Below are 20,700 nucleotides of genomic sequence, written 5' to 3'. Positions count from 1 at the left end.
CATGCCACACCTCTATAACACCGCGCTGCTGATCGGCGCCGCGCTGAGCGCCATCGCCGCCCTGCTGCATATTTGGGTGATCGCCGCCGGGCCGCGCGGCTATCGGCTGTGCGGCGCCGGCGATCGCTTCATTAAGGCGGCGGAAGCGGGTAAAAAGTTCCCGGCCGTCGTCACCGCCGGTATCGCGCTGGTGCTGTTTATTTGGGCGCTGTACGCACTGTCCGGCGCCGGGCTGATCGCGCCGCTGCCGCTGCTGCGGCCCGCGCTGTTTATCATCACCTTTATCTACCTGCTGCGCGGCGTCGCCGGCCCTTTCGTCCTGCGCGACACCGGCCGCAGCCAACGCTTCATCGTCGTCAGCTCGCTGATTTGCCTCGGCTTCGGGCTGGTGCATCTGCTGGGGATGACGCAGCGCTGGGGGGCGTTGGCGTAACGCCCTGTTGCTGCAAAACGGCGATAAACGCCTGCGCGGCGGCACTGCGGTAAGCGCCTTGGCGCTGCAGCAACACCGCCTGCCGAGCCGGCATGGCGTTGGCCAGCGCCACTTTTTTCAACTGCCGGTTCTCGCGCGCAATGGCGGCCGGCAACAGCGTGGCGAGCTGCCCCCGCCGCACGATCTCGACGATAGCGCCCAGCGCATTGGCCTCCACCGCCACCTGCGGCCGAAACCCCAACTGCGTGCAGTAGCGATCGATAAACTGACGCGTGGCGAAATCGCCGCTCAGCAAGGCCAGCGGCAGATGCCGCCATTCCGCCAGCGTCAGCGGCCGGCGCCGCGCCGCCAGGGGATGATCGGCACCGACCATCAGCTCCAGCGTCTCACTGAACAACGGCATCGCTTCCACCTCCACCGACTGCGCCATCTCAAAGGCGATGCCCAGATCCAGCCGATCCTGCGCCAACAGCGCCTCGATCCGCTCTTGCGCCATCTCCTCAATGCTCAGCGTAATCCCCGGATAGCGGCGGTAGAACGCATCGATCGTCGGCCCCACCAGATAGGCGGTGAACGTCGGCGTCATCGCCAGCCGCAGATGGCCGCGCGCCAGCGTCGCCACGTCATGGATCGCCCGCGCGCCGGCGTCCAGATCCTGCAGCGCCAGGCGCGCATAGCGCATCCAGGCCTCACCGGCGTCGGTCAGCTGCACCCTTCTGCCGCTGCGATCAAACAGCGGCGCTCCCAGCGCATCCTCCAGCTGTTTGATCTGCTGCGACAAGGTCGGTTGCGAGACGTGCAGCGCTTCGGCGGCACGGGTGAAATTGCCCTGTTCGGCCACGGCCAGAAAATAACGGATATGTCGCAGCAGCATAGCGCCCCAACTATTAGTAATACCTATAGCCATCATTATAAATGGGTCTTAGATCCTATAGCCAGAAGCGTTCATCATGCCGTCATCGCTTACCCCCCAGGGAGAAAAACAATGAAAGAGGTGATTGAGGGCTTCCTGAAGTTCCAGCGCGAAGCCTTTGTTGAACGCACGGCGCTGTTTCAGCGGCTGGCGACCCGCCAAAATCCGCGCACCCTGTTTATCTCGTGTTCCGACAGCCGCCTGGTGCCGGAGCTGGTCACCCAGCGCGAGCCGGGCGATCTGTTCGTGATCCGCAATGCCGGTAACATCGTGCCTTCTTTCGGCCCCGAACCCGGCGGGGTGACCGCCTCGGTCGAGTACGCGGTCGCCGCGCTGGGCGTGGAAGATATCGTGATCTGCGGCCATTCCGACTGCGGCGCGATGACCGCCATCGCCACCTGTCAGTGTCTGGATCACCTGCCGACGGTCGCCGGCTGGCTGCGTTACGCCGATTCCGCCAAGGCGGTCAATCAGGCTTATCCGCATGTCTCCGACGAGGCGCGGGTCGCGTCGATGGTGCGCGAGAACGTCATCGCCCAACTCAACAACATCAAAACGCACCCTTCCGTCGCCCTGGCGCTGGATCAGGGCCGCCTGACGCTGCACGGCTGGGTCTATGACATCGCCAGCGGCGCTATCGAGGCGCTGGACGGCGAAACCCGCCGCTTCGTGCCGCTCGCCACCCATCCCGAGGTGACCGCCACGCCGGCGATCGCCCGTTTTTAAGCCAACAAAAGGAGCCAACATGACACACTCTCTGCATAACGCCGCCCCGCGCGAAGCGCTCACCGACACCATCATGGCCGCCAAGATCCGCCATAACCTGACGTTCGAAGCGCTGGCCGAGGGCACCGGCCTCAGCCTGGCGTTTGTCACCGCCGCCCTGCTGGGGCAGCATGCGCTGCCGGAACCGGCAGCGCGCACCGTAGCGGCCAAGCTGGGGCTGGATGAAGAAGCGGTGCAGCTGCTGCAAACCATCCCGCTGCGCGGCAGCATTCCCGGCGGCGTGCCGACCGACCCGACCATTTATCGTTTCTATGAAATGCTGCAGGTCTACGGCTCCACGCTGAAAGCGCTGGTGCACGAGCAGTTTGGCGACGGCATCATCAGCGCCATCAACTTCAAGCTGGATATCAAGAAGGTCGCCGATCCGGACGGCGGCGAACGCGCGGTGATCACCCTGGACGGCAAATACCTGCCGACCAAGCCTTTCTGATTGGCCTTGCGCCGGCGGCCCGCGTCGCCGGCAAATTGACAGCCAACCGGCCATTGGCTACATTAACTGCGCTTAAACGCCGTCCTGGCGTTTTTCACTGCCCGAGGCCTGTATGTTGGAGATTGTAACCACCCGATAGTCGCTTCCTTGCCGCATGGCGAGGGACTCTGACGTATCCGACGCGCGTTTGCGCGGGGATGCGCGTATCTGGGGTTATTACAGGATCTCCCAACATGAACATTTCCAAAGCGGAACAACGCGTGCTGCACGTGTTGGCCAAAGGCGGTTATATCGCCTTCACCCGCAACGACGCCGGTCGCGTCACCCACGTCGAATGCTACACCCGCGAAGGGCTCGGCCTGGCCGACTGCTCGCTGGCCGTTTTTACCAAGCTCAAAACCAAACGCCTGATCCTCTCTCGCCAGGGGCGCCCTTATCGCGTCACCTTCGCCGGGCTCAAGGCCGTGCGTGCGCAGCTGGATAACCGTTAATCATCGATACCGGCCGGGCAGGCAGCCCGGTCGGCTCAGCCTTATTGAATCAGGATACAACCATGAACATCACGTTACGCCACGAAACGCCGGCCGACGTCGGCGCCATCACCTCCCTGACCGCCGCCGCGTTCCTGCACGCCGAACACAGCAGCCACACCGAGCAGTTTATCGTCAATGCGCTGCGCGCGGCGGGAGCCCTCACCCTGTCGCTGGTCGCCGAGCACAATGGCACACCGCTCGGGCACGCGTCCGTCTCACCGGTCGCACTCAGCAACGGCGCCGTCGGTTGGTTCGGGCTGGCGCCGGTATCGGTGCTGCCGGCCTGTCAGAACCAGGGGATCGGCAGCCGGCTTATTCGCCGGCTGCTGGCCGAGCTGCAGGAACGCGGCGCCGCAGGCTGCGTGGTGCTGGGCGAGCCGAACTATTACGGCCGTTTCGGCTTCCAGGCGCAGGACGCGCTGACCCTGCCGGGCGTGCCGCAAGACTACTTCCGCGCCATCGCCTTCCAGGGCGCGCTGCCGTGCTCGGAGGTCACCTTCCACAACGCGTTTAACGCCGAAGCCTAACCCTGTTGCCGGCGCCGTCATGGCGCCGGTTTTCAGTCCCGTTCGCCATAACGCAAGACGGCCATCCCTTCTTCTTCCGCCGGGAAAAAAGTACTGTGCCAGGCGCTCAAACTCCGTTTCGCTCAGTGCAAACGGGTTGCAGGATGGGTTTGCATAACGTTCTCCGGTCGTTGCCGGAGGGGGATAAAAAAACCCGCCTGCAGGCGGGTTTTTATTGGCGACATACGCGCTACCCCACCCTCTGGAGAAGGGTGATAATAATTTGCGCGAATGGGCGGTAGGATTTTTTCATAGCTAATGAATATGACAACCGTGCAGCGTTGTCAATTCGCCGTCATCAATCCCTGTTCTCGCACAAACTCGGTGAATAAACTCACTTTCTGCTGCACATGCCGGCGCGTCGGGTAAACCGCGAAGACCTGATGCACGTCGGCAATCTGTTCAGGGAACAGCCGCACCAGCCTGCCGGCGGCGATCTCGGGATCCGCCACGAACGACGGCAGCGAACCGATGCCCAATCCCGCCACCAACATATCCCGCAGCATCAGGCTGTTGTTGGCGATCAACCGGGGAGTGAACGCCACGCTCAGGCTCTCCTCGCCGGCGGTGAACTGCCACTGCCCCGGCCTTTCCGCCAGGGAATAGGCCAGACAGCTGTGTCGCTGTAATTCATTCGGCGTTTGCGGCATGCCGTGCTGCGCCAAATAGCCGGGCGCGGCGCAAATTCGCTGGTGCACTTCACCCAGCACCCGGGCGCTGAGGGAAGAGTCCGGCAGCCGTCGGCGAATGCGCAAGGAAATATCGAAACCAGCCGCCACTACGTCCAATACCCTGTCGTCCAGCGTCAGTTCCACCTGCAACTGCGGGTAACGTTGCATAAACAGCGGCAACAGCGGCGACAGCACCGTCAGGCCGAATGAGAGCGGCGCATTGACCCGCAGCGTGCCGGAGACCTGCTGCGCGCTGGCGGCAACCGTCTGTTCCAGCGCGTCGAACTCGCCGAGCAACCGACAGGCTTCCTGGTAATAGATCTGCCCGGCTTCGGTCAGGCTCATGCTGCGGGTGGTGCGCACGAGCAACAGCGTCCCCAGCCGGCTTTCCAACTGCTTAATCTGCTTGCTCAACGCCGCCGGCGTGATCGCCAGATCCTCCGCCGCCTTATAGAAACTGTTGCGCTCAACCACGCGGCGAAAGGCGCGCATCGTCAGTAGCACGTCCATATTATGTCCTGATAGTTAATTATAAATTCAATAAAGCACAGATTATTAACCTAAACAACCTAAGTAGACTTTATCCAACCGCTTCCCTGAGTGGTAAGTGAATTTAATCTACTGATAATCGTGGAGTTAATAATGAAAAAGACCCTGTTCGCCCTGATGCTCGGCCTGAGCGCCGCCACCGCCCCCGTCGCCGCGCTGGCGCAATCCCCCGCCGCCGATAGCCGCCAGGCGGGTTATGTGCAGCCGCTGACCGCCGACAACAGCCTGTTGCTGTTGGTCGATCTGCAGGACATGTTCGGCATGACCATTTCCTCTATCGATCAAACTAATCTGGTGAATAACGCCGCCGGCATCGCCAAGGCCGCCAAGGTGTTCAACGTGCCGACCATTCTGGCCTCGGCCAACGCCAAAAGCTTCGCCGGGCCGGTATTCCAGCAGGTGACGCAGGCACGCCCGGACCTGCAGGTGTACGACCGCACCGCCATCAACGTCTGGCAGGATCGGCGCGTGGTGGATCTGATCAAACAATCCGGCCGCAAGAAAATCATCATCGGCGGGCTGTGGACCGCCAGTTGCGTGATGTTGCCGGCGCTGTCCGCCCTGGGCGAGGGGTATGAGGTTTATATCCTGTCGGACGTCACCGGCGACATTACGCCAGACAGCCAAAACAACGCCATGCAGCGTCTGGTTCAGGCAGGCGCCACGCCCATCAACTGGGTAGCGTTGATGCTGGAATGGCAGCAGGACTGGAGCCGTAAAGCCACGGCGGGGGGCGTATTGCAGATCGCTCGCGACCACGGCGCCGCCTGGGGGATGGGCGCCAGCTACGCCGGGGCGATGAAGGTGGGCAGCGAGGCGAAATAGCGGGTGAAAGCCCGCCGGCGGCGGGCTTTTTCTCAGGTACGGTGATAACAACGGCTATCCTGCGGCGCCTGGTCACGACTTTCCAGCCCGTAGTCCCGCACCACCTCCGCCACCCGCAGCCGATACTGCGTCAGCACCTCTCCACGGCCGCGCGCCTGCGCCGCCCGGTGCTGTTCGAGATTGCGCCACTGCTGCACCGCCGCCTCGTCGCGCCAGAAGGAGAGCGACAGCAGGCATGCAGGATCGGCCAGGCTTTGAAAGCGCTCGATGGAAATGAATCCGTCGATCTGCGCCAGCAGCGGCTTCAGCTCCGCCGCCAACGTCAGGTAGGTATCGCGCTGCCCGTCGGCAGCCTGCAGTTCAAACATCACGGCAATCATCCTCGTCTCCTCTCAACGGTAAAATTCCGGCACGCGCGCATTGAGTGAACGGCGCCACTGCACCGATTTCAGCGCCCGCTCATCAATATCCAGCGGACACGGGCGCACAGCACCAGAATGCGATAGCCACAGGCTAGCGATGGACGCGCCGTCATACTTCGTCTAACCTCGAAGTATGCATAACATCGAGATAGAAGATCGTTTAGCGGCGCTGAGCGCCGCCATCGCCGACCGCACCCGGGCGCGCATGCTGTGCCTGTTGATGGACGGGCGCGCCTACACCGCCACCGAGCTCAGCGCGGCGGTCGAGGTCGCCCCGTCTACCGCCAGCGCACACCTGGCGAAGCTGCTGGAGCAGCGGCTGATTGCCTGCGTCAAACAGGGGCGCTATCGCTATTTTCGGCTGGCCGGGCAACCGGTGGCCGCAGCGCTGGAGGGTCTGATGGCGCTGGCGGGCGTGCCGCGCCCGTCGGTGAAAAGCAGCACGCCCACCTCGCTGCAATATGCCCGCACCTGTTACGACCATATGGCGGGCGAGGTGGCGGTGAAGCTGCACGATCGGCTGCATGCGCTGAACTGGCTGACCGGCGAAGAAGACTACCGGTTAAGCGACGTCGGTCAGGCCGCGCTGGCGCGGCTGGGCGTCGATTGCTCCCCCGCTCCCACCCGCCGCCGCTTCGCCTGCGGCTGCCTGGACTGGAGCGAACGCCGCTCTCACCTCGGTGGCGCGCTGGGCGCCGCGCTGTTAGCCGCCTTTATCCAACGCGGCTGGATCGTCCGCCGGCTCGACAGCCGCGAACTGCAGCTGCCCCCCGCAGGTAAAAAAGCGCTGGCCGCACATTTTGACCTCACGGTGTAACCCGGCGGCGGGGTAGTTTTACTGCAATACTCAAGGGGTACGCTTAAGCGACCCCGCCAACCCGAGGAGTTTCCATGCTCGATTCCACCCAATTCCCGATCGTCAAACGCTGGCCGGCTCAGCACCCGGAACGGCTGCAGCTCTACTCTCTGCCGACGCCGAACGGCGTCAAAGTGTCCATCATGCTGGAAGAGATCGGCCTGCCTTATGAAGCGCACCTGATCGACATCGGCAACAACGAGACCTGGACGCCGGAATTCCTGGCGCTGAACCCGAACGGCAAGATCCCGGCGATCATCGATCCCGACGGCCCCGGCGGCCGGCCGCTGCCGCTGTTCGAATCCGGCGCCATTCTGCTCTACCTGGCGGAAAAGAGCGGGCGTTTCTTGCCGCAGGATCCGGCGCAGCGTTACGAAACCATTCAGTGGGTGTTCTTCCAGATGGCCGCCGTCGGCCCAATGTTCGGCCAGCTCGGTTTCTTCCACAAATTCGCCGGACGCGAATATGAAGACAAGCGACCGCTGGAGCGTTACAAAAACGAATCGAAACGCCTGCTCGGCGTATTGGAAACGCGCCTTGAAGGCCGCGACTGGATCATGGGCGCGGACTACACCATCGCCGATATCTCGCTGCTGGGCTGGGTGCGTAACCTGATCGGCTTCTATGAGGCGCGCGAGCTGGTGGCGTTCGACAGTTTCCCGCGCGTCGCGCAGTGGCTGGAGCGCGGTTTGGCGCGGCCGGCGGTGCAGCGCGGGCTGGCTATCCCGGCGCGCGCGGCCTGATTGTCAAACGGGGTGGCCGCCGGGCCATCCCGTCTTTCATTGTCATAAAATTGTCATCCCTCTGCTCTACTCTCCTTTCGTAACAATTTGATGTTATTTACATTGTTGTATTACGACAAGGAGCTTACCCCATGCAACCTGCTGTATCCCTGATCGCCGGCGCCGTGCTGTCCGCCCTGCTCTGTTCCTCCGCCATCGCGGCGGAAACCTCGGCCAATGCCGATGGCCTGACCGAACGCGCCGCGCGCGGCAACCTCGCCGAACCGGGCGGCGCCCGTCGTCTGGCCGGCGATCAGACCGCCGCGCTGAAGGCGTCGCTGTCGGACAAAACGGCGAAAAACGTGATCCTGCTGATCGGCGACGGAATGGGGGATTCCGAGATCACCGCCGCGCGCAACTACGCTGAAGGCGCAGGCGGTTACTTCAAGGGCATCGACGCCCTGCCGCTGACCGGGCAATACACCCACTACTCGCTGGACAAGAAAACCCACAAGCCGGATTACGTGACCGATTCCGCCGCCTCCGCCACCGCCTGGACCACCGGGGTGAAAACCTATAACGGCGCGCTCGGCGTGGACGTGAACGGCAAAGATCAGCCGACGCTGCTGGAGATCGCCAAGGCGGCCGGCAAGGCCACCGGCAACGTCTCCACCGCCGAGTTGCAAGACGCTACGCCGGCGGCGCAGGTGTCGCACGTCACCTCGCGCAAATGCTACGGCCCGGAGGAAACCAGCGAGAAATGCGCCGCTAACGCGCTGGAAAACGGCGGCCGCGGCTCCATCACCGAGCAGTTGCTGAAAACCCGCGCCGACGTCACGCTGGGCGGCGGCGCGAAGTCCTTCAACCAGCTGGCGAAAAGCGGCGAATGGCAAGGAAAATCGCTGAAAGATCAGGCGGCGGCGCAGGGTTACCAGTGGGTGAGCAACGCGGATGAGCTGCAGGCCGTTACGCTGGCCAACCAGCAAAAACCGCTGCTGGGTCTGTTCGCCGACGGCAACATGCCGGTGCGCTGGCTGGGGCCGAAAGCCAGCTATCACGGCAACCTCGACAAGCCGGCGGTAACCTGCGAAAACAACCCGGCGCGCACCGCGGCCACGCCAACGCTGGCGGCGATGACCGAAAAAGCGATCGCACTGTTGAAAGATAACCCGAACGGCTTCTTCCTGCAGGTAGAGGGCGCGTCGATCGATAAGCAGGATCACGCCGCTAACCCGTGCGGGCAGATTGGTGAAACCGTCGATCTGGACGAAGCGGTGCAAAAAGCGCTGGCCTTCGCCCGCGCCGACGGCAACACGCTGGTGATCGTCACCGCCGACCATGCGCACTCCAGCCAGATCGTCGCCGCCGACGCCAAAGCGCCGGGCCTGACCCAGATGCTGACCACCAAAGACGGCGCGCCGATGACCCTCAGCTACGGCAACTCGGAAGAAGAGTCGCAGGGGCACACCGGCACCCAATTGCGCGTCGCGGCCTACGGTCCGCACGCCGCCAACGTGGTGGGATTGACCGATCAGACCGATCTGTTCTTCACCATGCGCGATGCGATGGGCATCAAGTAACCTCCTTCTGCACGATGGCCGCCCGCAACGGCGGCCATTTATTATTGGTTACCGATAGGCATTTGCAATTTAACCGCAATTATTGTGTGATAACGAAATAACGTTTAATTGCGCGACAATTACCCCACGGAAATAACGCGGTTATACGACCTTTCTTCCCTCTTTGTTTATTACTGCGACAGCAACCGGCCTATTTTTGCTTATATTCATTTTTTTTAGTTACAAAAGTAGTTTTTAACATTCTCGCAAACAATAATACCCCGCCAGTAACGTGAACCGATCAATTTGCATCCGGACGGCCTGCAATAGTTCACTTTTCGTTAAAAACCCTATTAACAAAAAGGCATTATTGCTGCCTATCGGCTCACGCCGGGCGGTCGGCTTCATTATTTCCAGGGTAACTCCCGCTAAATTCTTTCACCTGCAATGAGTAGAATTTACACACAAGAGATTTAATTCAATGAGAAAATTACTCGTCCTGATTTTCAGTCTCAGCCTGTTTGGCGTTACGCAACAGGCGGCGGCTGAAGAGAAGAATAAAACCGTCGACGTGGTGTTGATCGGCGGCGGCATCATGAGCGCCACCTTGGGTACCTATCTGCATGAGCTGGAGCCGACCTGGACCATCGACATGTACGAGCGCATGAACGGCGTGGCGGAAGAGAGCTCCAACGGCTGGAACAACGCCGGTACCGGCCACTCCGCCTTCAGCGAAATGAACTACACGCCGGAAAAAGCCGATGGCACCATCGACATCAGCAAGGCGGTGAAGGTCAACGAGTCTTTCGAAATCTCCCGTCAGTTCTGGTCTTATCAGGTGAAAAACAATGTCCTGAAAGATCCGAAATCCTTCATTAACAGCGTGCCGCACATGAGCTTCGTGTGGGGCGACGACAACGTCAACTTCCTGCGTAAACGCTACGCGGCGCTGCAGCACAGCACCCTGTTCCGCGGCATGGAATACTCCGAAGACCCTGCGCAAATCAAACAGTGGGCGCCACTGGTGATGAACGGCCGCGATCCGGCGCAGAAAATCGCCGCGACCCGCATGCCGTTGGGTACCGACGTTAACTTCGGCGTGATCACCCACCAGCTGGTTGACGCACTGAGCGCCAGCGACAAGTTCAAGCTGAACCTGAGCCACGAAGTGCGCGACATCAAGCGCAACGCCGACCAGACCTGGAGCGTAACCGTTGCCGATCTGAACCGCGACGGTAAAGAAACCACCGTTAACGCCAAGTTCGTGTTCATCGGCGCAGGCGGCGCGTCCCTGACCCTGCTGCAGAAATCCGGCATCCCTGAGGCCGACGGTTACGGCGGCTTCCCGGTCGGCGGCCAGTTCCTGGTCACGACCAACCCGGAGATCGCCAACCAGCACCTGGCCAAAGTGTATGGCCTGGCCAGCGTAGGTTCGCCGCCGATGTCCGTGCCGCACCTGGATACCCGCATGCTGGACGGCAAGCGCGTGCTGCTGTTCGGGCCGTTCGCCACCTTCTCCAGCAAGTTCCTGAAGAACGGTTCGCTGTTTGATCTGCTGCACTCGCTGAGCACCTCGAACCTGATGCCGATGACCCACGTCGGTCTGGATAACTTCGATCTGGTGAAATACCTGGTCGGCCAGCTGATGATGAACGACGACGATCGCTTCGCCGCATTGAAAGAGTACTTCCCGGACGCCAAGCAGGCAGACTGGAAGCTGTGGACCGCAGGCCAGCGCGTACAGATCATCAAGAAAGACGCGGATAAAGGCGGCGTGCTGCAGTTCGGCACCGAAGTCGTCAGCTCTGAAGACGGCAGCATCGCCGCTCTGCTGGGCGCTTCGCCGGGCGCTTCCACCGCTGCGCCAATCATGCTGCACCTGATGGAAACCGTGTTCAAAGACAAAGTGGCGACGCCGGAATGGCAGAGCAAGCTGAAAGAAATCATCCCGTCCTACGGCCACAAGCTGAACGGCGATATCGAGATGACCAACAAGATCCGCGGTTACACCAGCAGCGTGCTGGGTCTGAACTACATTGAAGTGAAACCGGAAACTAACTGATTTTCCGTCACTTCCTACTGAAAAGGCCGCTTTATGCGGCCTTTCTTTTATTCCCCTGCCGTTCAAAGAGCATTTTTGGCCACCTTTTTATCCCCGGCTTACCCTTGCGTAACGGCGTAGTCACGCCTATTATCAAAGCATATTCTTGGATAATTAAGCTAAGTCACTGTGACCTGAATGTCGTTTTTGCGGGAGAACTAAAACCATGGATCGCGTCAATATCATTCACGATTTACTAGACTGGATTGAAACTCATCTGGATCAACCGCTGCTGCTGGATAACGTCGCCGCCAAGTCGGGCTACTCCAAATGGCACCTGCAGCGCATGTTCCGCAGCACCACCGGCCACGCGCTCGGCAGCTATATCCGCGAGCGGCGCCTGTCGCAGGCGGCGCAGGCGCTGCGCTCCACTCCACGACCGATCCTGGATATCGCCCTGCAATACCATTTCGACTCTCAGCCTTCGTTCTCGCGTGCCTTCAAGAAACAGTTCGGCAAAACCCCGGCGGTGTATCGCCGCACCACCCGCTGGGACGTCGCAGAATGGCCGGCGCAGCCGATAGAAATGCAGGCCGAACCGCGCCATGATGCCCCCATGCTGCCCCGCTGGTACGCCGGCAAGCCGCCGGAAGGCGTTTGCACCAGCTGGATGGGGCTGCGTTAATCAGCGCGGTATAAGGCACAAAAAAGGGTTCAGTTCGCGAGAACTGAACCCTTTCTCTATTGACGAGACACCGAATTATTTGAAGGTGACGTCGACGTTAGCGGTGGCATTGAATACCCCGGTCTTCGGCGTATTGGTCAGCCATTTCAGGTTGGCGATAAAGGTCTCTTTTACTTCGTTCTGCTTATCCTGCAGCAGACCGCCAAAATCCACGTTGGTTTGCAGTGGGATCGCTTTTTTGTTGGTGTCGCGCTGCTGAGTCAGGAAGATAGCCACGCCCGGTTTGGTGGTTGGCAGGATCTGCGTGTTGTCTGACGGATCGGCGTTGGTACTGCTGAAACTGGCCTGCAACGACTGACCGGCACATTCGCCGCCGCTCAGGCTGGCCTTGATGTCGAACGGCACCTGCTTGGCGATAGTGCCGGCTTTGGCGCTGGAAGTCGTCAGCACGCCGAAATCGACGCTGGCGCCATTGTTGGCCAACACGGTGATCTGCGGGTTGCACTGGATCACGCGGATCTTGTCCAGCCCTTTGATATAGGCGTTAAAGTTACTGTCTTTGGTGGCGTTCAAACCGCCGACCCCGTCAATCTGGAACAGCGATGCACGCCCCAAAGGTGCAAAGTTGCCGGCCGGCGGTTTCACCCCGGTGGCTTTGATGTATACCGAATAGGAGGCAGTCACCGCCTGCGGCGCCGCCGGGTTTCTGCCGTTAGTCCGGATGGTACCCGGCCCCAGATTGGGGCCGGTCGGCGTTTTGCCGCTTTGCAGCAGGTTAACCGAGTCATAGTCGACGCCGTTGATCGACACCCCAATTGACAATGACTTATCCAGCGCGCCGAACGAGTTCTGCGGGTTCCAGTAGATATAAGCGTTTTCCCCTTTCGGGTTGCGATCGGTATCCCAACAGGTAAAGGTCGAAGTAAAGTTCTGCGAACGCCAGATCAAGTTGCCGGCGACAAAGTCGCTGGCGGCCAGCACGATCGGGCGACCAACGTCGATATCCTGCGTTACGCTGCCGGTCGGATTTTTTGAACCGGTCGAGTTGCCGAAGCGGCACTGCATCGCCGCCGCCTGTTGCGCCATCGCCAACCCCGCCAGCCCCACCACTGACAGAAGTGTGTTACGTGCTAATTTGCTCAAGTTCATGGTGTACCTTACAGTTTTTGGCATTGCAGAGTCAGTTCCTGATATCCCATGGCCACTTGTTTGTCGCCCACGTTCGCCGGGATCGGCAGTACGCATTGCTGGTCGGCTTTCGGGCCCCATTTGATCGTCAGTTTTTCACCCGCTTGCACACCGGAGACATAGGTCGCGCCATTCAGGCCCACGGTACCACTGTTGCGGCCGGACTCGTTGAACACGCCGGCGCCGATGGCCGGATAACCGTCATCCCCCAGACGAGCGTGAATCAGCAGGCTGACCCCCTTGAAGGTATCGAAGCTCACCTTCACCACCGATTTCTCGGTCGGTACCACTTGTTTGCTGGCCACAGGCACATCCAGACCCGGCCCGAAGTCTTCGGTCCGCAGCGCTACATAGTTGTAACGGTAAGCGGTGGCCGACGGCACCACGGCGTAACCGAAGCGATCAATGGTCACGCCCGGCTGGTTTTCCAAACGAACGCCTTTGGCGTCTTTCGCTTCCACCAGCAAGATGGTGTTCTGCAACGGCTGCGTCAGAGTCGCGCCGCCGGAGTGCACCAGCAGGCCGCCGGAGAGACCCAGCCCTTCCTGACGGTATTTAGAGCTGTAGGCATAGCTACCGTCGATGTTACCGATGCTGCTGCTGTAGCCCAGGTTCAGGTTGCTGCTCTGGCCGGAGGACTGCGTATGCCCGGTGGAAACCGAGTAGTTCATGCGGCGGTCGTCCAGCAAGGTGCCGCTGATGCCGGTCGAATAGCTGTCGCCGCTCTGTTTGCTGTGCGCCGCACTGAAGTTGGCGGTGGTCGAGTTGTTGTTCTGCCCCCAATCCAGCGGGATCGACATCGTGAAGTTCACGCTGCGATCGGAATAGCCGTACTGGCCGCGCGTATCCTGTAGATAGACGCCGTAGGAAATGCGCTTGAAGCCGTCGTTATAACCCAGTTGAATCGTGCGATCGTTACCGGACACGCCCCAGTAGTTCTGGTGGCTCACGTTGGCATACAGGCTGGCGCCCGCCCACAGCTGCTGGCTAAGCGACAGCTCGACGCGTTCGCGTTTGTTGCCGTAGCGCGCGGTGTATCGGGTGCGTTTCTGATTGTTGCTCCAGGAAGGCTGGCCTGGCTGCAGATCGTTCGGATCCCAGTAATCGTTGGCATAAAAGCCGTTGCGCCAGCGGTTGCGCTCCTGGACCGCATCGCTGAGGTCATAATAACCGGAAGTCGCATAGCGATAGCCCGCCAACTGGAAGTTGGTGCCCATCTGGTTGAGCGACTTGGAGTACAGGAAACGGAAGCTCTGCCCCTGCTTGCGATCGCCGTTCGCCAGCTCGGTATCGGAAATAGAACCGTCCACGGAGATAGCCCCCCATGATCCCAGGCTCTTACCGATACCCACGGCGGCGGAACGGTAATGTTCGGCGATAATGGCGCCGCCGAATGGCGTCAGGCCATAGTTCATGCCGTACGCCGCGGTGCCTTGGATCAGTTTCGGCTGATAGCCGCCGTCGCCGGTGTGGTATTTACCGGCGGTCAGTTGGAAGTTCCAAATGCCTTCGCGCAGCATGTTGGCCACGGAAGAGTAGGCGACGCTGAACGTTTTATGCGAACCGTCGGCCTCATTCACGGTCACCTGCAGGTCACCATTGTTGGTATGCGGATAGACGTCGTGGATCTCGAAAGGACCCGGCGCGACGTTGGCGCTATAGATGACGTAACCGTTCTGGCGGATCTCGACGCGGGCGTTGGTCGCCGCCACACCACGCACCACCGGCGCATAACCGCGCAGGCTGTCCGGCAGCATGTCGTCAACGCTGGAGAGTTGCACCCCGCGGAACTGGAAGCTGTTGAACACGCTGTTGTTGGTGCTCGCCTGCCCCATCACCAAACGGCTGCGCCAAGGCACGATGTCGGTCTCGGCCCAGGAGGAGACGTTGGTCCAGTTGCTGCTGCTGCCACTCTGTTTGTCCCAGGTGGAGTTGTTGCGCAGGCGCCATCTGCCCAGGTTAACGCCGCTGTTCAACGCGAGGAACATGTACTCGTTGTCGTCAGCGTCATCTCGGCGGTAGCTGTTCTTGTTGTAGTTGAAGTTATAGTTGGCGAACAGCGCGTTGATGCCTTCATCGTACATGCTTGGCGGGATCGCGCCGATCGCGCTCAGATCCATCATGGTCTGAGGCACGGAGATGTTGATCTGCTGCACCGCCGCGTCATAGCTGACGGTGGCGTCTTTAACCAACGCAGGCAGATCAACGCAGCTGCCGGCCTGCAGCGTTTCCGGCAGTTTGATGCCGTAGTTGCGCAGGTCTTCAACTTTCAGGCAGGGTTGAGACGCGGCCAGGCCCTTTACCTGACGAAAAGTAACATCCTTATGATCAACCTGAGCCAGGTTTACATAGATGTCGAATGGGTAAACGCCCGGTTGCAAAGCATCGCCCTGGGCGACCGCTTCCGCGTTGCTCAGGTTTTCATCGCCGTGAATAAACGACATGTTAAACTCTGCCAGCGCCGCTTCACTCCATAACATCGGCGCACTGGCGGCAATGATTGCAATTCGGATCAGCTGTGTCAGCCGCGTCGTTCCGCCTGCTACTTTTCGTTGATTTGCCATTCCCTGTCTCTCTTATTGTACTGGAACGTCCTTGACTTCCGTTCTACCGCCAAAATCGTTGATATAACTGAAAGCAATCTTGTTGCCGACGCTGACGCCCGCCGGGATATTGATCGACAAGCGATCTTTCGGGCTCACCATGTTGGCGTCCACATCCACGGTCTTGCCCGCGCTGTTTTTCAAATGCAGCGCCCCAAAGGTAATATGCAGCGGGCCATCGTTAATCACTTGCAGACGTGAACCTTCACGCTGCCAGCGCAAGTTTTGTACTTGCTCGTCCAGCGTCGTTTTCAACGCCACCGGCCGGTAAAAAAGTTTGATTCGGGTACGCACCGCAACCTGAAGCACGTTTTCTTGCTTCGGCGCCGGTGGGATTTCCTGCACGTTAATCCACAGCAGGGTTTCTTTATCCTGAGGTAAGCCATTACCGGAATAGATAAAGCGCAAAACGGCGGTTTTGGCAGCGTCCAATTTCAGAATCGGCGGAACGACAACGACAGGCAGATTTTTCGGCACCTGGTTTCTGTCACCGGTGTCCAGCCAGGTCTGCACCATATAAGCTTCTGGCGCATCGTTATGAATGGGCAGCGAGGCGGATTTTTCATCGCCTTTATAGATCACGCGAGTGGCATCTACCTGGATACCGGCGTGGCTGTTAAAGGCGCTCAGCATCAGCAGAGCGGCAAAGAACTTTTTCATCGGTTTCCTCTACGGGCCATCCTTGGCCGTGTGTGTCCTGAAAGATGATTATTTGTATTCGATGGTGAACGGGCTGGTGGCGTTAGCCAGACCCGCGGTCACTGCTGCGAATGAACGGTAACGAGCCTGCAGGTTGAAGGTCGCTTTACCGTCAGCAGCGATGGTGACTTTCGCTACGTCGTCTTTGATGTTGGAACCGTCGCCGATAGCGAACGGTTTGCCGTTGTTATCGGTGATTTCGATACCTACGCCGGTCGCCGCAGCGCCGGTGCCACCAACGTTGCTTACGGACAGCAGGTCTGGGTTGCCGGCAACGGTGTTACCGTCGAAGCGCAGGCTGTAATCGCCGGCATCACATTTTTCCAGGGAGATCTGGAAAGCTTTAGATGCGGATTTGTCACCCACGTTTTGGAAAGCGGAAGTTGGGTAAGTACCCAGGTAAACTTCTTTATTCTGAGTATCGCTAGTCACCTGGCAGGTAGACTGTTTGATTTCACCGGTGAACTTAACAGTGCCGCTTGCTGCCATTGCGTTGGAAGCAGTTGCAGACAATACCAACACAGCCAAAGGCAATAATACTTTTTTCATTTCCAGCTCCATAGAACAATAAAATAATCGATTCAGTGGTGGGCTTATATATATTGCCACCACTGAGCATACACTCAGCGATTGCACTCCTTGCTGAAAAGGAGCGTTGCCTCGATGAACTCATTGCGGGACGCAATATATTCTAAGGTAATTCCTAATGTTAAATAGTTTAAAGCATTCACATCACCAAAGTTGATAGGAAAAAACTATCGACAAATACCTATCTATCGATATTGACGATTCAACCCAATGAGCATAATCTTTGTTCTAGAGAGCATAAGAGCTTATCAAGTCACCTTAAGCGCAATAAATCATTATATTATTCTGATATTTGCCGCAAATTCAGAATATATCACTATTGAAATTTGAGTGCCTATTGGGCAATAGCCGTGTGACGAAGTGGCGTTGAAGCATGGCGCCATTAATAAGAAATCTACCAATAACCAACGGAGTATTTTTCTTTTTCCACCCAAAAATCAATTGATTAAAAACAAACCCAGGGATTGCGCAATGAACGGGTCATTGAGAGAGAAAAATAGCGGCATTAATTACGTTTTTCAGCCGATGTTCGCGAAATCCGGGCAGTTATTGGCCGTCGAATGTTTATCTCGCTTCGCGCTAAACGGCAAATTCGCCCATTTCTCTCCAGAACAGTTTTTTCGCCATGCGGACGGTGAAACACGCATTGCTATTTTGTTGGAACAAATTGAGCTGATCGAAAAATATCAGCAGTGGTTTTATAAAAACCAAGTTATCGCTACTTTAAATGTGGATGACTATTCACTGAAATCTTTGGCCGACAGCGGTTTTTCCGCGCGAATTAATGCCCTGCGCTGTATTCATTTTGAGATCAGCGAAAATTCAACCCGGCTGGTGAAAGATCGCGTGCACGGCGATCCGTCATTGAATAGTTATTCATTTTGGCTCGATGATTTTGGTTCTGGCTATGCGGGTTTTTCCGCGCTGTACAACAGCCAGTTCCGCTTCGTTAAGCTCGACCGTTTTCTGCTTTGGGATTTCATGAAAAAGTCCGGCGGCGAGGGCTTGATGCGCGCGTTACTGCGCTTCTTTTACCTTAATCATTACAAGGTAATTATCGAAGGAGTTGAAACTCCCGAACACAAGAAATGGCTGGATGAAATGCCATATTACGCACTGCAGGGAAAGCTGTGGAAGGAATCCAGCATCAAGGATTTGAACTCGCTTCTTACAGCTGAATACTTTTAACTCGGTATTGGTGTTTGCCCTATGTCTAAAAATAACGTTCTTGTGATCAGTGAGTGTAAGTACAGCTATGTTGGCCTGTCGGTGCTGCTGAAGAAACACTACGGCGCGTACGATATCCGCCTGTTTTCCGATTTCATGCACGGCGGCGCCAAAGCAGAAAAGATCACCAAGCACGATATTGCGCTGATTTTCACCTCGCAAAACCTGGAACAGAGCGTCAACGTGATCGAAAGCCTGGTGTCCCTGCACCAACAGTACAAGAGCAAGACGCGCCTGCTGGTTTTTTATGACGACGAGCGCGTCGTGAAACTGCTGTCGATCCTGGGAATTTCCGTTGAATTGGTCTCTACCCGTATTCCGCTTTATTCGCTGCAGGAAAAAATCCAGCGGCTGCTGGAAAACAAGGAGCCGGGTGGCATCAGAGTGCAGAAAACCCGCGAGCTCAGCCCGGCGGAAAGCGACGTGATCTTCAACCTGCTGCGTGGCGACAGCCTGCTGCACATTGCGGAAAAGCGCGGCACACACCCGAAAACCATCTTCTCGCAAAAATACAGCGCGATGAAAAAGCTGCGGCTGCGTAGCATGAGCACCATCTTCGTCGCCGGCAAATAACCCCCCTGGCTTGTTGCGCGGTACGCCGCGCGGCAACCCACCCGCCCTCCGCCACGTTAAATTAATGTAACAACTGGCGACAAAGCAGCAACAGACACACAACATCCCCTCCTGTTGGTTACGATTTGCACACGGATTATCCGTGAGTCATGTCGTGTGGATTAAAATAAACATCAGGAGATGTTATGAAGTCGTCCTTATTCAGCCGCTATACCTGCTTTGTGCTGAGCATTTTGCTCACCCTGGTTTTCTTGATCATGATGCACAACCATCCGTGGTTCTGGCTGCCGGCCCTGGCCTGCGGTTGCCTGATGGTGCTGGGTATCTACGATCTCACGCAGCAGCGCCACGCTATCTGCCGCAACTACCCGATCATCGGCCGCCTGCGCTTCTTCTTCGAGTTCATCCGTCCGGAGCTGCGCCAGTATTTCCTCGAGCAGGATAATGAAGAGATCCCGTTTTCGCGCACCCAGCGCACGCTGGTGTATCGCCGGGCGAAAAACGAGATGGGTGACAAACCGTTCGGCACCCTGCTGGACGTCTACCAAACCGGCTATGAGTGCATCGGCCACTCCATGCGGCCGGTGGAAGCCGCCGACCCAACCAGTTTCCGCATCACCATCGGCGGCGCCGACTGCCGCCAGCCTTACTCCGCGTCGATCTTCAACATTTCGGCCATGAGCTTCGGCGCGCTCTCCGCCAACGCCATCCGCGCGCTCAACCTCGGCGCGGCCAAGGGTAACTTCTACCACGACACCGGTGAGGGCAGCATCAGCCGCTATCACCGCGAAAACAACGGCGATCTGGTGTGGGAGCTGGGCAGCGGCTATTTCGGCTGCCGCACCGCCGACGGCCATTTCGATCCGCGCCGCTTTGCCGAACAGGCGCAAAGCCCGCAGGTGAAAATGATTGAAATCAAGCTCAGCCAGGGTGCTAAACCCGGCCACGGCGGCATTCTGCCGGCGAAGAAGGTAGATGCGGAAATCGCCGCCACCCGCGGCGTGCCGGAAGGCGTGGATTGCATCTCGCCGGCCTCGCACAGCGCCTTCACCACCCCGCTGGAAATGATGCAGTTCATCCAACAGCTGCGCGAGCTGTCAGGCGGCAAACCGGTCGGTTTCAAGCTGTGCATCGGCCACCCGTGGGAGTTCGTCGCCATCGTCAAGGCGATGCTGCACACCCGTATTCTGCCGGACTTCATCGTGGTGGACGGCAAGGAGGGCGGCACCGGCGCCGCGCCGCTCGAACTCTCCAACTATATGGGCATGCCGCTGCGCGAAGGGCTGCTGTTCGTGCATAACACGCTGGTGGGCTGCGGCCTGCGCGACCAAATCAAGATTGGCGCCAGCGGCAAGATCATCAGCGCCTTTGACATCGCCAGCGTGCTGGTGCTCGGCGCCGACTGGGTGAATTCGGCGCGCGGCTTTATGTTCGCCGTCGGCTGCATCCAGTCGCAAAGCTGCCACACCAACCACTGCCCGACCGGCGTAGCGACGCAAGATCCGCTGCGGCAAAAGGCGCTGGTGGTGCCGAACAAGGCGGAACGCGTCTACCACTTCCATCAGAATACGGTGAAAGCGCTGGCAGACATGCTGGCGGCGGCCGGCGTCAGCCGCCCGGAGCAGCTGACCTCGCACCATATGCTGCGCCGCATCACGCCGACCGAGATCAAGGTATACGCCGATATCTATTATTACCTGGAGCCTGGCGCGCTGCTGCAGCCGGAGATCAAAAGCGAGTTCTACGCCCGCATGTGGCGCATGGCGACGCCCACCAGTTTCGATCAGGCGATCTCGCTGCCGGCGGCATGATGGGATAAGGGATAAAAGAG

The 20,700-nt window shown here is 58.8% G+C and carries 21 protein-coding genes; 14 read left to right on the top strand and 7 right to left on the bottom strand.

Features of this window, described 5'->3' with window-relative positions; all coding sequences use genetic code 11:
* Position 1 precedes the first annotated feature (1 nt).
* On the top strand, positions 2–433 hold the full coding sequence (locus ACOWVD_RS18735; protein WP_164095323.1) for a hypothetical protein: 432 nt from the start codon (positions 2–4) through the stop codon (positions 431–433).
* On the opposite strand, the gene cynR is transcribed toward ACOWVD_RS18735, so the two are convergent.
* Positions 357–1,307: a transcriptional regulator CynR gene (gene cynR / locus ACOWVD_RS18730; protein WP_164095322.1), complete on the bottom strand. Its 951-nt coding sequence runs from the start codon at positions 1,305–1,307 to the stop codon at positions 357–359. The two genes, ACOWVD_RS18735 and cynR, sit on opposite strands and share 77 nt — an antisense overlap.
* Positions 1,308–1,418: 111 nt before the next feature.
* On the opposite strand from cynR, the gene ACOWVD_RS18725 reads away from it, so the two are divergent.
* The 4 genes from ACOWVD_RS18725 (at position 1,419) to ACOWVD_RS18710 (ending at position 3,622) form a co-directional block, all read left to right on the top strand.
* The gene (locus ACOWVD_RS18725) at positions 1,419–2,072 is read left to right on the top strand and encodes a carbonic anhydrase (RefSeq protein WP_004939026.1); all 654 of its coding nucleotides are present in this window, start codon (positions 1,419–1,421) and stop codon (positions 2,070–2,072) included.
* 19 nt (positions 2,073–2,091) lie between these two features.
* On the top strand, positions 2,092–2,562 hold the full coding sequence (gene cynS / locus ACOWVD_RS18720) for a cyanase (RefSeq protein ID WP_004939029.1): 471 nt from the start codon (positions 2,092–2,094) through the stop codon (positions 2,560–2,562).
* A gap of 233 nt (positions 2,563–2,795) precedes the next feature.
* Positions 2,796–3,053 carry a YjhX family toxin gene (locus ACOWVD_RS18715; protein WP_004939031.1) on the top strand — a complete coding sequence of 86 codons (258 nt, stop codon included), beginning with the start codon at positions 2,796–2,798 and terminating at the stop codon, positions 3,051–3,053.
* A gap of 62 nt (positions 3,054–3,115) precedes the next feature.
* Positions 3,116–3,622: a GNAT family N-acetyltransferase gene (locus tag ACOWVD_RS18710; RefSeq protein ID WP_164095321.1), complete on the top strand. Its 507-nt coding sequence runs from the start codon at positions 3,116–3,118 to the stop codon at positions 3,620–3,622.
* Between the two features lie 323 nt (positions 3,623–3,945).
* Here ACOWVD_RS18710 and ACOWVD_RS18705 read toward each other — a convergent pair whose 3' ends face one another.
* Entirely contained in the window at positions 3,946–4,842 is an 897-nt protein-coding gene (locus ACOWVD_RS18705) for a LysR family transcriptional regulator (protein WP_306377287.1), read from the bottom strand.
* Between the two features lie 132 nt (positions 4,843–4,974).
* Here ACOWVD_RS18705 and ACOWVD_RS18700 point away from each other — a divergent pair, with 132 nt between their 5' ends.
* Positions 4,975–5,706, top strand: coding sequence for an isochorismatase family protein (locus ACOWVD_RS18700; protein ID WP_015377190.1), 732 nt, complete (start codon positions 4,975–4,977; stop codon positions 5,704–5,706).
* 32 nt (positions 5,707–5,738) lie between these two features.
* Here ACOWVD_RS18700 and ACOWVD_RS18695 read toward each other — a convergent pair whose 3' ends face one another.
* On the bottom strand, positions 5,739–6,086 hold the full coding sequence (locus tag ACOWVD_RS18695; RefSeq protein WP_197763637.1) for an antibiotic biosynthesis monooxygenase family protein: 348 nt from the start codon (positions 6,084–6,086) through the stop codon (positions 5,739–5,741).
* A gap of 175 nt (positions 6,087–6,261) precedes the next feature.
* On the opposite strand from ACOWVD_RS18695, the gene ACOWVD_RS18690 reads away from it, so the two are divergent.
* The 5 genes from ACOWVD_RS18690 (at position 6,262) to ACOWVD_RS18670 (ending at position 11,991) form a co-directional block, all read left to right on the top strand.
* The gene (locus ACOWVD_RS18690) at positions 6,262–6,945 is read left to right on the top strand and encodes an ArsR/SmtB family transcription factor (RefSeq protein ID WP_033633731.1); all 684 of its coding nucleotides are present in this window, start codon (positions 6,262–6,264) and stop codon (positions 6,943–6,945) included.
* Between the two features lie 74 nt (positions 6,946–7,019).
* Entirely contained in the window at positions 7,020–7,727 is a 708-nt protein-coding gene (locus ACOWVD_RS18685) for a glutathione S-transferase N-terminal domain-containing protein (RefSeq protein ID WP_004939065.1), read from the top strand.
* A gap of 131 nt (positions 7,728–7,858) precedes the next feature.
* Positions 7,859–9,286 (top strand): alkaline phosphatase, encoded by a 1,428-nt coding sequence (gene phoA, locus ACOWVD_RS18680; protein WP_049241263.1) that lies wholly within the window; start codon positions 7,859–7,861, stop codon positions 9,284–9,286.
* Between the two features lie 460 nt (positions 9,287–9,746).
* Positions 9,747–11,327, top strand: a complete 1,581-nt coding sequence (gene mqo / locus ACOWVD_RS18675; protein WP_049241261.1) for a malate dehydrogenase (quinone) — start codon at positions 9,747–9,749, stop codon at positions 11,325–11,327.
* Between the two features lie 205 nt (positions 11,328–11,532).
* Complete coding sequence (locus tag ACOWVD_RS18670) at positions 11,533–11,991, top strand: helix-turn-helix domain-containing protein (protein ID WP_049241259.1); 459 nt, start codon at positions 11,533–11,535, stop codon at positions 11,989–11,991.
* Between the two features lie 75 nt (positions 11,992–12,066).
* On the opposite strand, the gene ACOWVD_RS18665 is transcribed toward ACOWVD_RS18670, so the two are convergent.
* The 4 genes from ACOWVD_RS18665 to ACOWVD_RS18650 are packed head-to-tail and all read right to left on the bottom strand — an operon-like array spanning position 12,067 to position 17,030.
* Entirely contained in the window at positions 12,067–13,134 is a 1,068-nt protein-coding gene (locus ACOWVD_RS18665; RefSeq protein WP_370531143.1) for a fimbrial protein, read from the bottom strand.
* A 14-nt stretch (positions 13,135–13,148) separates the two neighbouring features.
* Positions 13,149–15,743 (bottom strand): fimbria/pilus outer membrane usher protein, encoded by a 2,595-nt coding sequence (locus ACOWVD_RS18660; RefSeq protein ID WP_049241256.1) that lies wholly within the window; start codon positions 15,741–15,743, stop codon positions 13,149–13,151.
* Positions 15,744–15,755: 12 nt separating this feature from the next.
* Entirely contained in the window at positions 15,756–16,442 is a 687-nt protein-coding gene (locus ACOWVD_RS18655) for a fimbrial biogenesis chaperone (protein ID WP_049241254.1), read from the bottom strand.
* Between the two features lie 48 nt (positions 16,443–16,490).
* Positions 16,491–17,030 (bottom strand): fimbrial protein, encoded by a 540-nt coding sequence (locus ACOWVD_RS18650; protein WP_049241252.1) that lies wholly within the window; start codon positions 17,028–17,030, stop codon positions 16,491–16,493.
* Positions 17,031–17,540: 510 nt separating this feature from the next.
* Here ACOWVD_RS18650 and ACOWVD_RS18645 point away from each other — a divergent pair.
* The 3 genes from ACOWVD_RS18645 (at position 17,541) to ACOWVD_RS18635 (ending at position 20,680) form a co-directional block, all read left to right on the top strand.
* Positions 17,541–18,257: an EAL domain-containing protein gene (locus ACOWVD_RS18645; RefSeq protein ID WP_049241250.1), complete on the top strand. Its 717-nt coding sequence runs from the start codon at positions 17,541–17,543 to the stop codon at positions 18,255–18,257.
* A gap of 21 nt (positions 18,258–18,278) precedes the next feature.
* Positions 18,279–18,869, top strand: coding sequence for a LuxR family transcriptional regulator (locus ACOWVD_RS18640; protein ID WP_049241249.1), 591 nt, complete (start codon positions 18,279–18,281; stop codon positions 18,867–18,869).
* Positions 18,870–19,054: 185 nt separating this feature from the next.
* Positions 19,055–20,680: an FMN-binding glutamate synthase family protein gene (locus ACOWVD_RS18635; protein WP_015377182.1), complete on the top strand. Its 1,626-nt coding sequence runs from the start codon at positions 19,055–19,057 to the stop codon at positions 20,678–20,680.
* Positions 20,681–20,700 lie beyond the last annotated feature (20 nt).

It is taken from the genome of Serratia sp. SA088, assembly GCF_049065515.1.
In the GTDB taxonomy this organism is placed as follows: domain Bacteria; phylum Pseudomonadota; class Gammaproteobacteria; order Enterobacterales; family Enterobacteriaceae; genus Serratia; species Serratia nematodiphila.
The sequence above is the reverse complement of the archived record's forward strand: the minus strand, read 5'-3'. Positions and strand labels throughout refer to the sequence as shown.

What these genes read in the sequence shown, in the direction of transcription:
- ACOWVD_RS18735 (WP_164095323.1), top strand. Translation starts at nt 2, where the DNA reads ATGCCACACCTCTATAACACCGCGCTGCTGATCGGCGCCGCGCTGAGC.
- cynR (WP_164095322.1), bottom strand. Translation starts at nt 1,307, where the DNA reads ATGCTGCTGCGACATATCCGTTATTTTCTGGCCGTGGCCGAACAGGGC.
- ACOWVD_RS18725 (WP_004939026.1), top strand. Translation starts at nt 1,419, where the DNA reads ATGAAAGAGGTGATTGAGGGCTTCCTGAAGTTCCAGCGCGAAGCCTTT.
- cynS (WP_004939029.1), top strand. Translation starts at nt 2,092, where the DNA reads ATGACACACTCTCTGCATAACGCCGCCCCGCGCGAAGCGCTCACCGAC.
- ACOWVD_RS18715 (WP_004939031.1), top strand. Translation starts at nt 2,796, where the DNA reads ATGAACATTTCCAAAGCGGAACAACGCGTGCTGCACGTGTTGGCCAAA.
- ACOWVD_RS18710 (WP_164095321.1), top strand. Translation starts at nt 3,116, where the DNA reads ATGAACATCACGTTACGCCACGAAACGCCGGCCGACGTCGGCGCCATC.
- ACOWVD_RS18705 (WP_306377287.1), bottom strand. Translation starts at nt 4,842, where the DNA reads ATGGACGTGCTACTGACGATGCGCGCCTTTCGCCGCGTGGTTGAGCGC.
- ACOWVD_RS18700 (WP_015377190.1), top strand. Translation starts at nt 4,975, where the DNA reads ATGAAAAAGACCCTGTTCGCCCTGATGCTCGGCCTGAGCGCCGCCACC.
- ACOWVD_RS18695 (WP_197763637.1), bottom strand. Translation starts at nt 6,086, where the DNA reads ATGATTGCCGTGATGTTTGAACTGCAGGCTGCCGACGGGCAGCGCGAT.
- ACOWVD_RS18690 (WP_033633731.1), top strand. Translation starts at nt 6,262, where the DNA reads ATGCATAACATCGAGATAGAAGATCGTTTAGCGGCGCTGAGCGCCGCC.
- ACOWVD_RS18685 (WP_004939065.1), top strand. Translation starts at nt 7,020, where the DNA reads ATGCTCGATTCCACCCAATTCCCGATCGTCAAACGCTGGCCGGCTCAG.
- phoA (WP_049241263.1), top strand. Translation starts at nt 7,859, where the DNA reads ATGCAACCTGCTGTATCCCTGATCGCCGGCGCCGTGCTGTCCGCCCTG.
- mqo (WP_049241261.1), top strand. Translation starts at nt 9,747, where the DNA reads ATGAGAAAATTACTCGTCCTGATTTTCAGTCTCAGCCTGTTTGGCGTT.
- ACOWVD_RS18670 (WP_049241259.1), top strand. Translation starts at nt 11,533, where the DNA reads ATGGATCGCGTCAATATCATTCACGATTTACTAGACTGGATTGAAACT.
- ACOWVD_RS18660 (WP_049241256.1), bottom strand. Translation starts at nt 15,743, where the DNA reads ATGGCAAATCAACGAAAAGTAGCAGGCGGAACGACGCGGCTGACACAG.
- ACOWVD_RS18655 (WP_049241254.1), bottom strand. Translation starts at nt 16,442, where the DNA reads ATGAAAAAGTTCTTTGCCGCTCTGCTGATGCTGAGCGCCTTTAACAGC.
- ACOWVD_RS18650 (WP_049241252.1), bottom strand. Translation starts at nt 17,030, where the DNA reads ATGAAAAAAGTATTATTGCCTTTGGCTGTGTTGGTATTGTCTGCAACT.
- ACOWVD_RS18645 (WP_049241250.1), top strand. Translation starts at nt 17,541, where the DNA reads ATGAACGGGTCATTGAGAGAGAAAAATAGCGGCATTAATTACGTTTTT.
- ACOWVD_RS18640 (WP_049241249.1), top strand. Translation starts at nt 18,279, where the DNA reads ATGTCTAAAAATAACGTTCTTGTGATCAGTGAGTGTAAGTACAGCTAT.
- ACOWVD_RS18635 (WP_015377182.1), top strand. Translation starts at nt 19,055, where the DNA reads ATGAAGTCGTCCTTATTCAGCCGCTATACCTGCTTTGTGCTGAGCATT.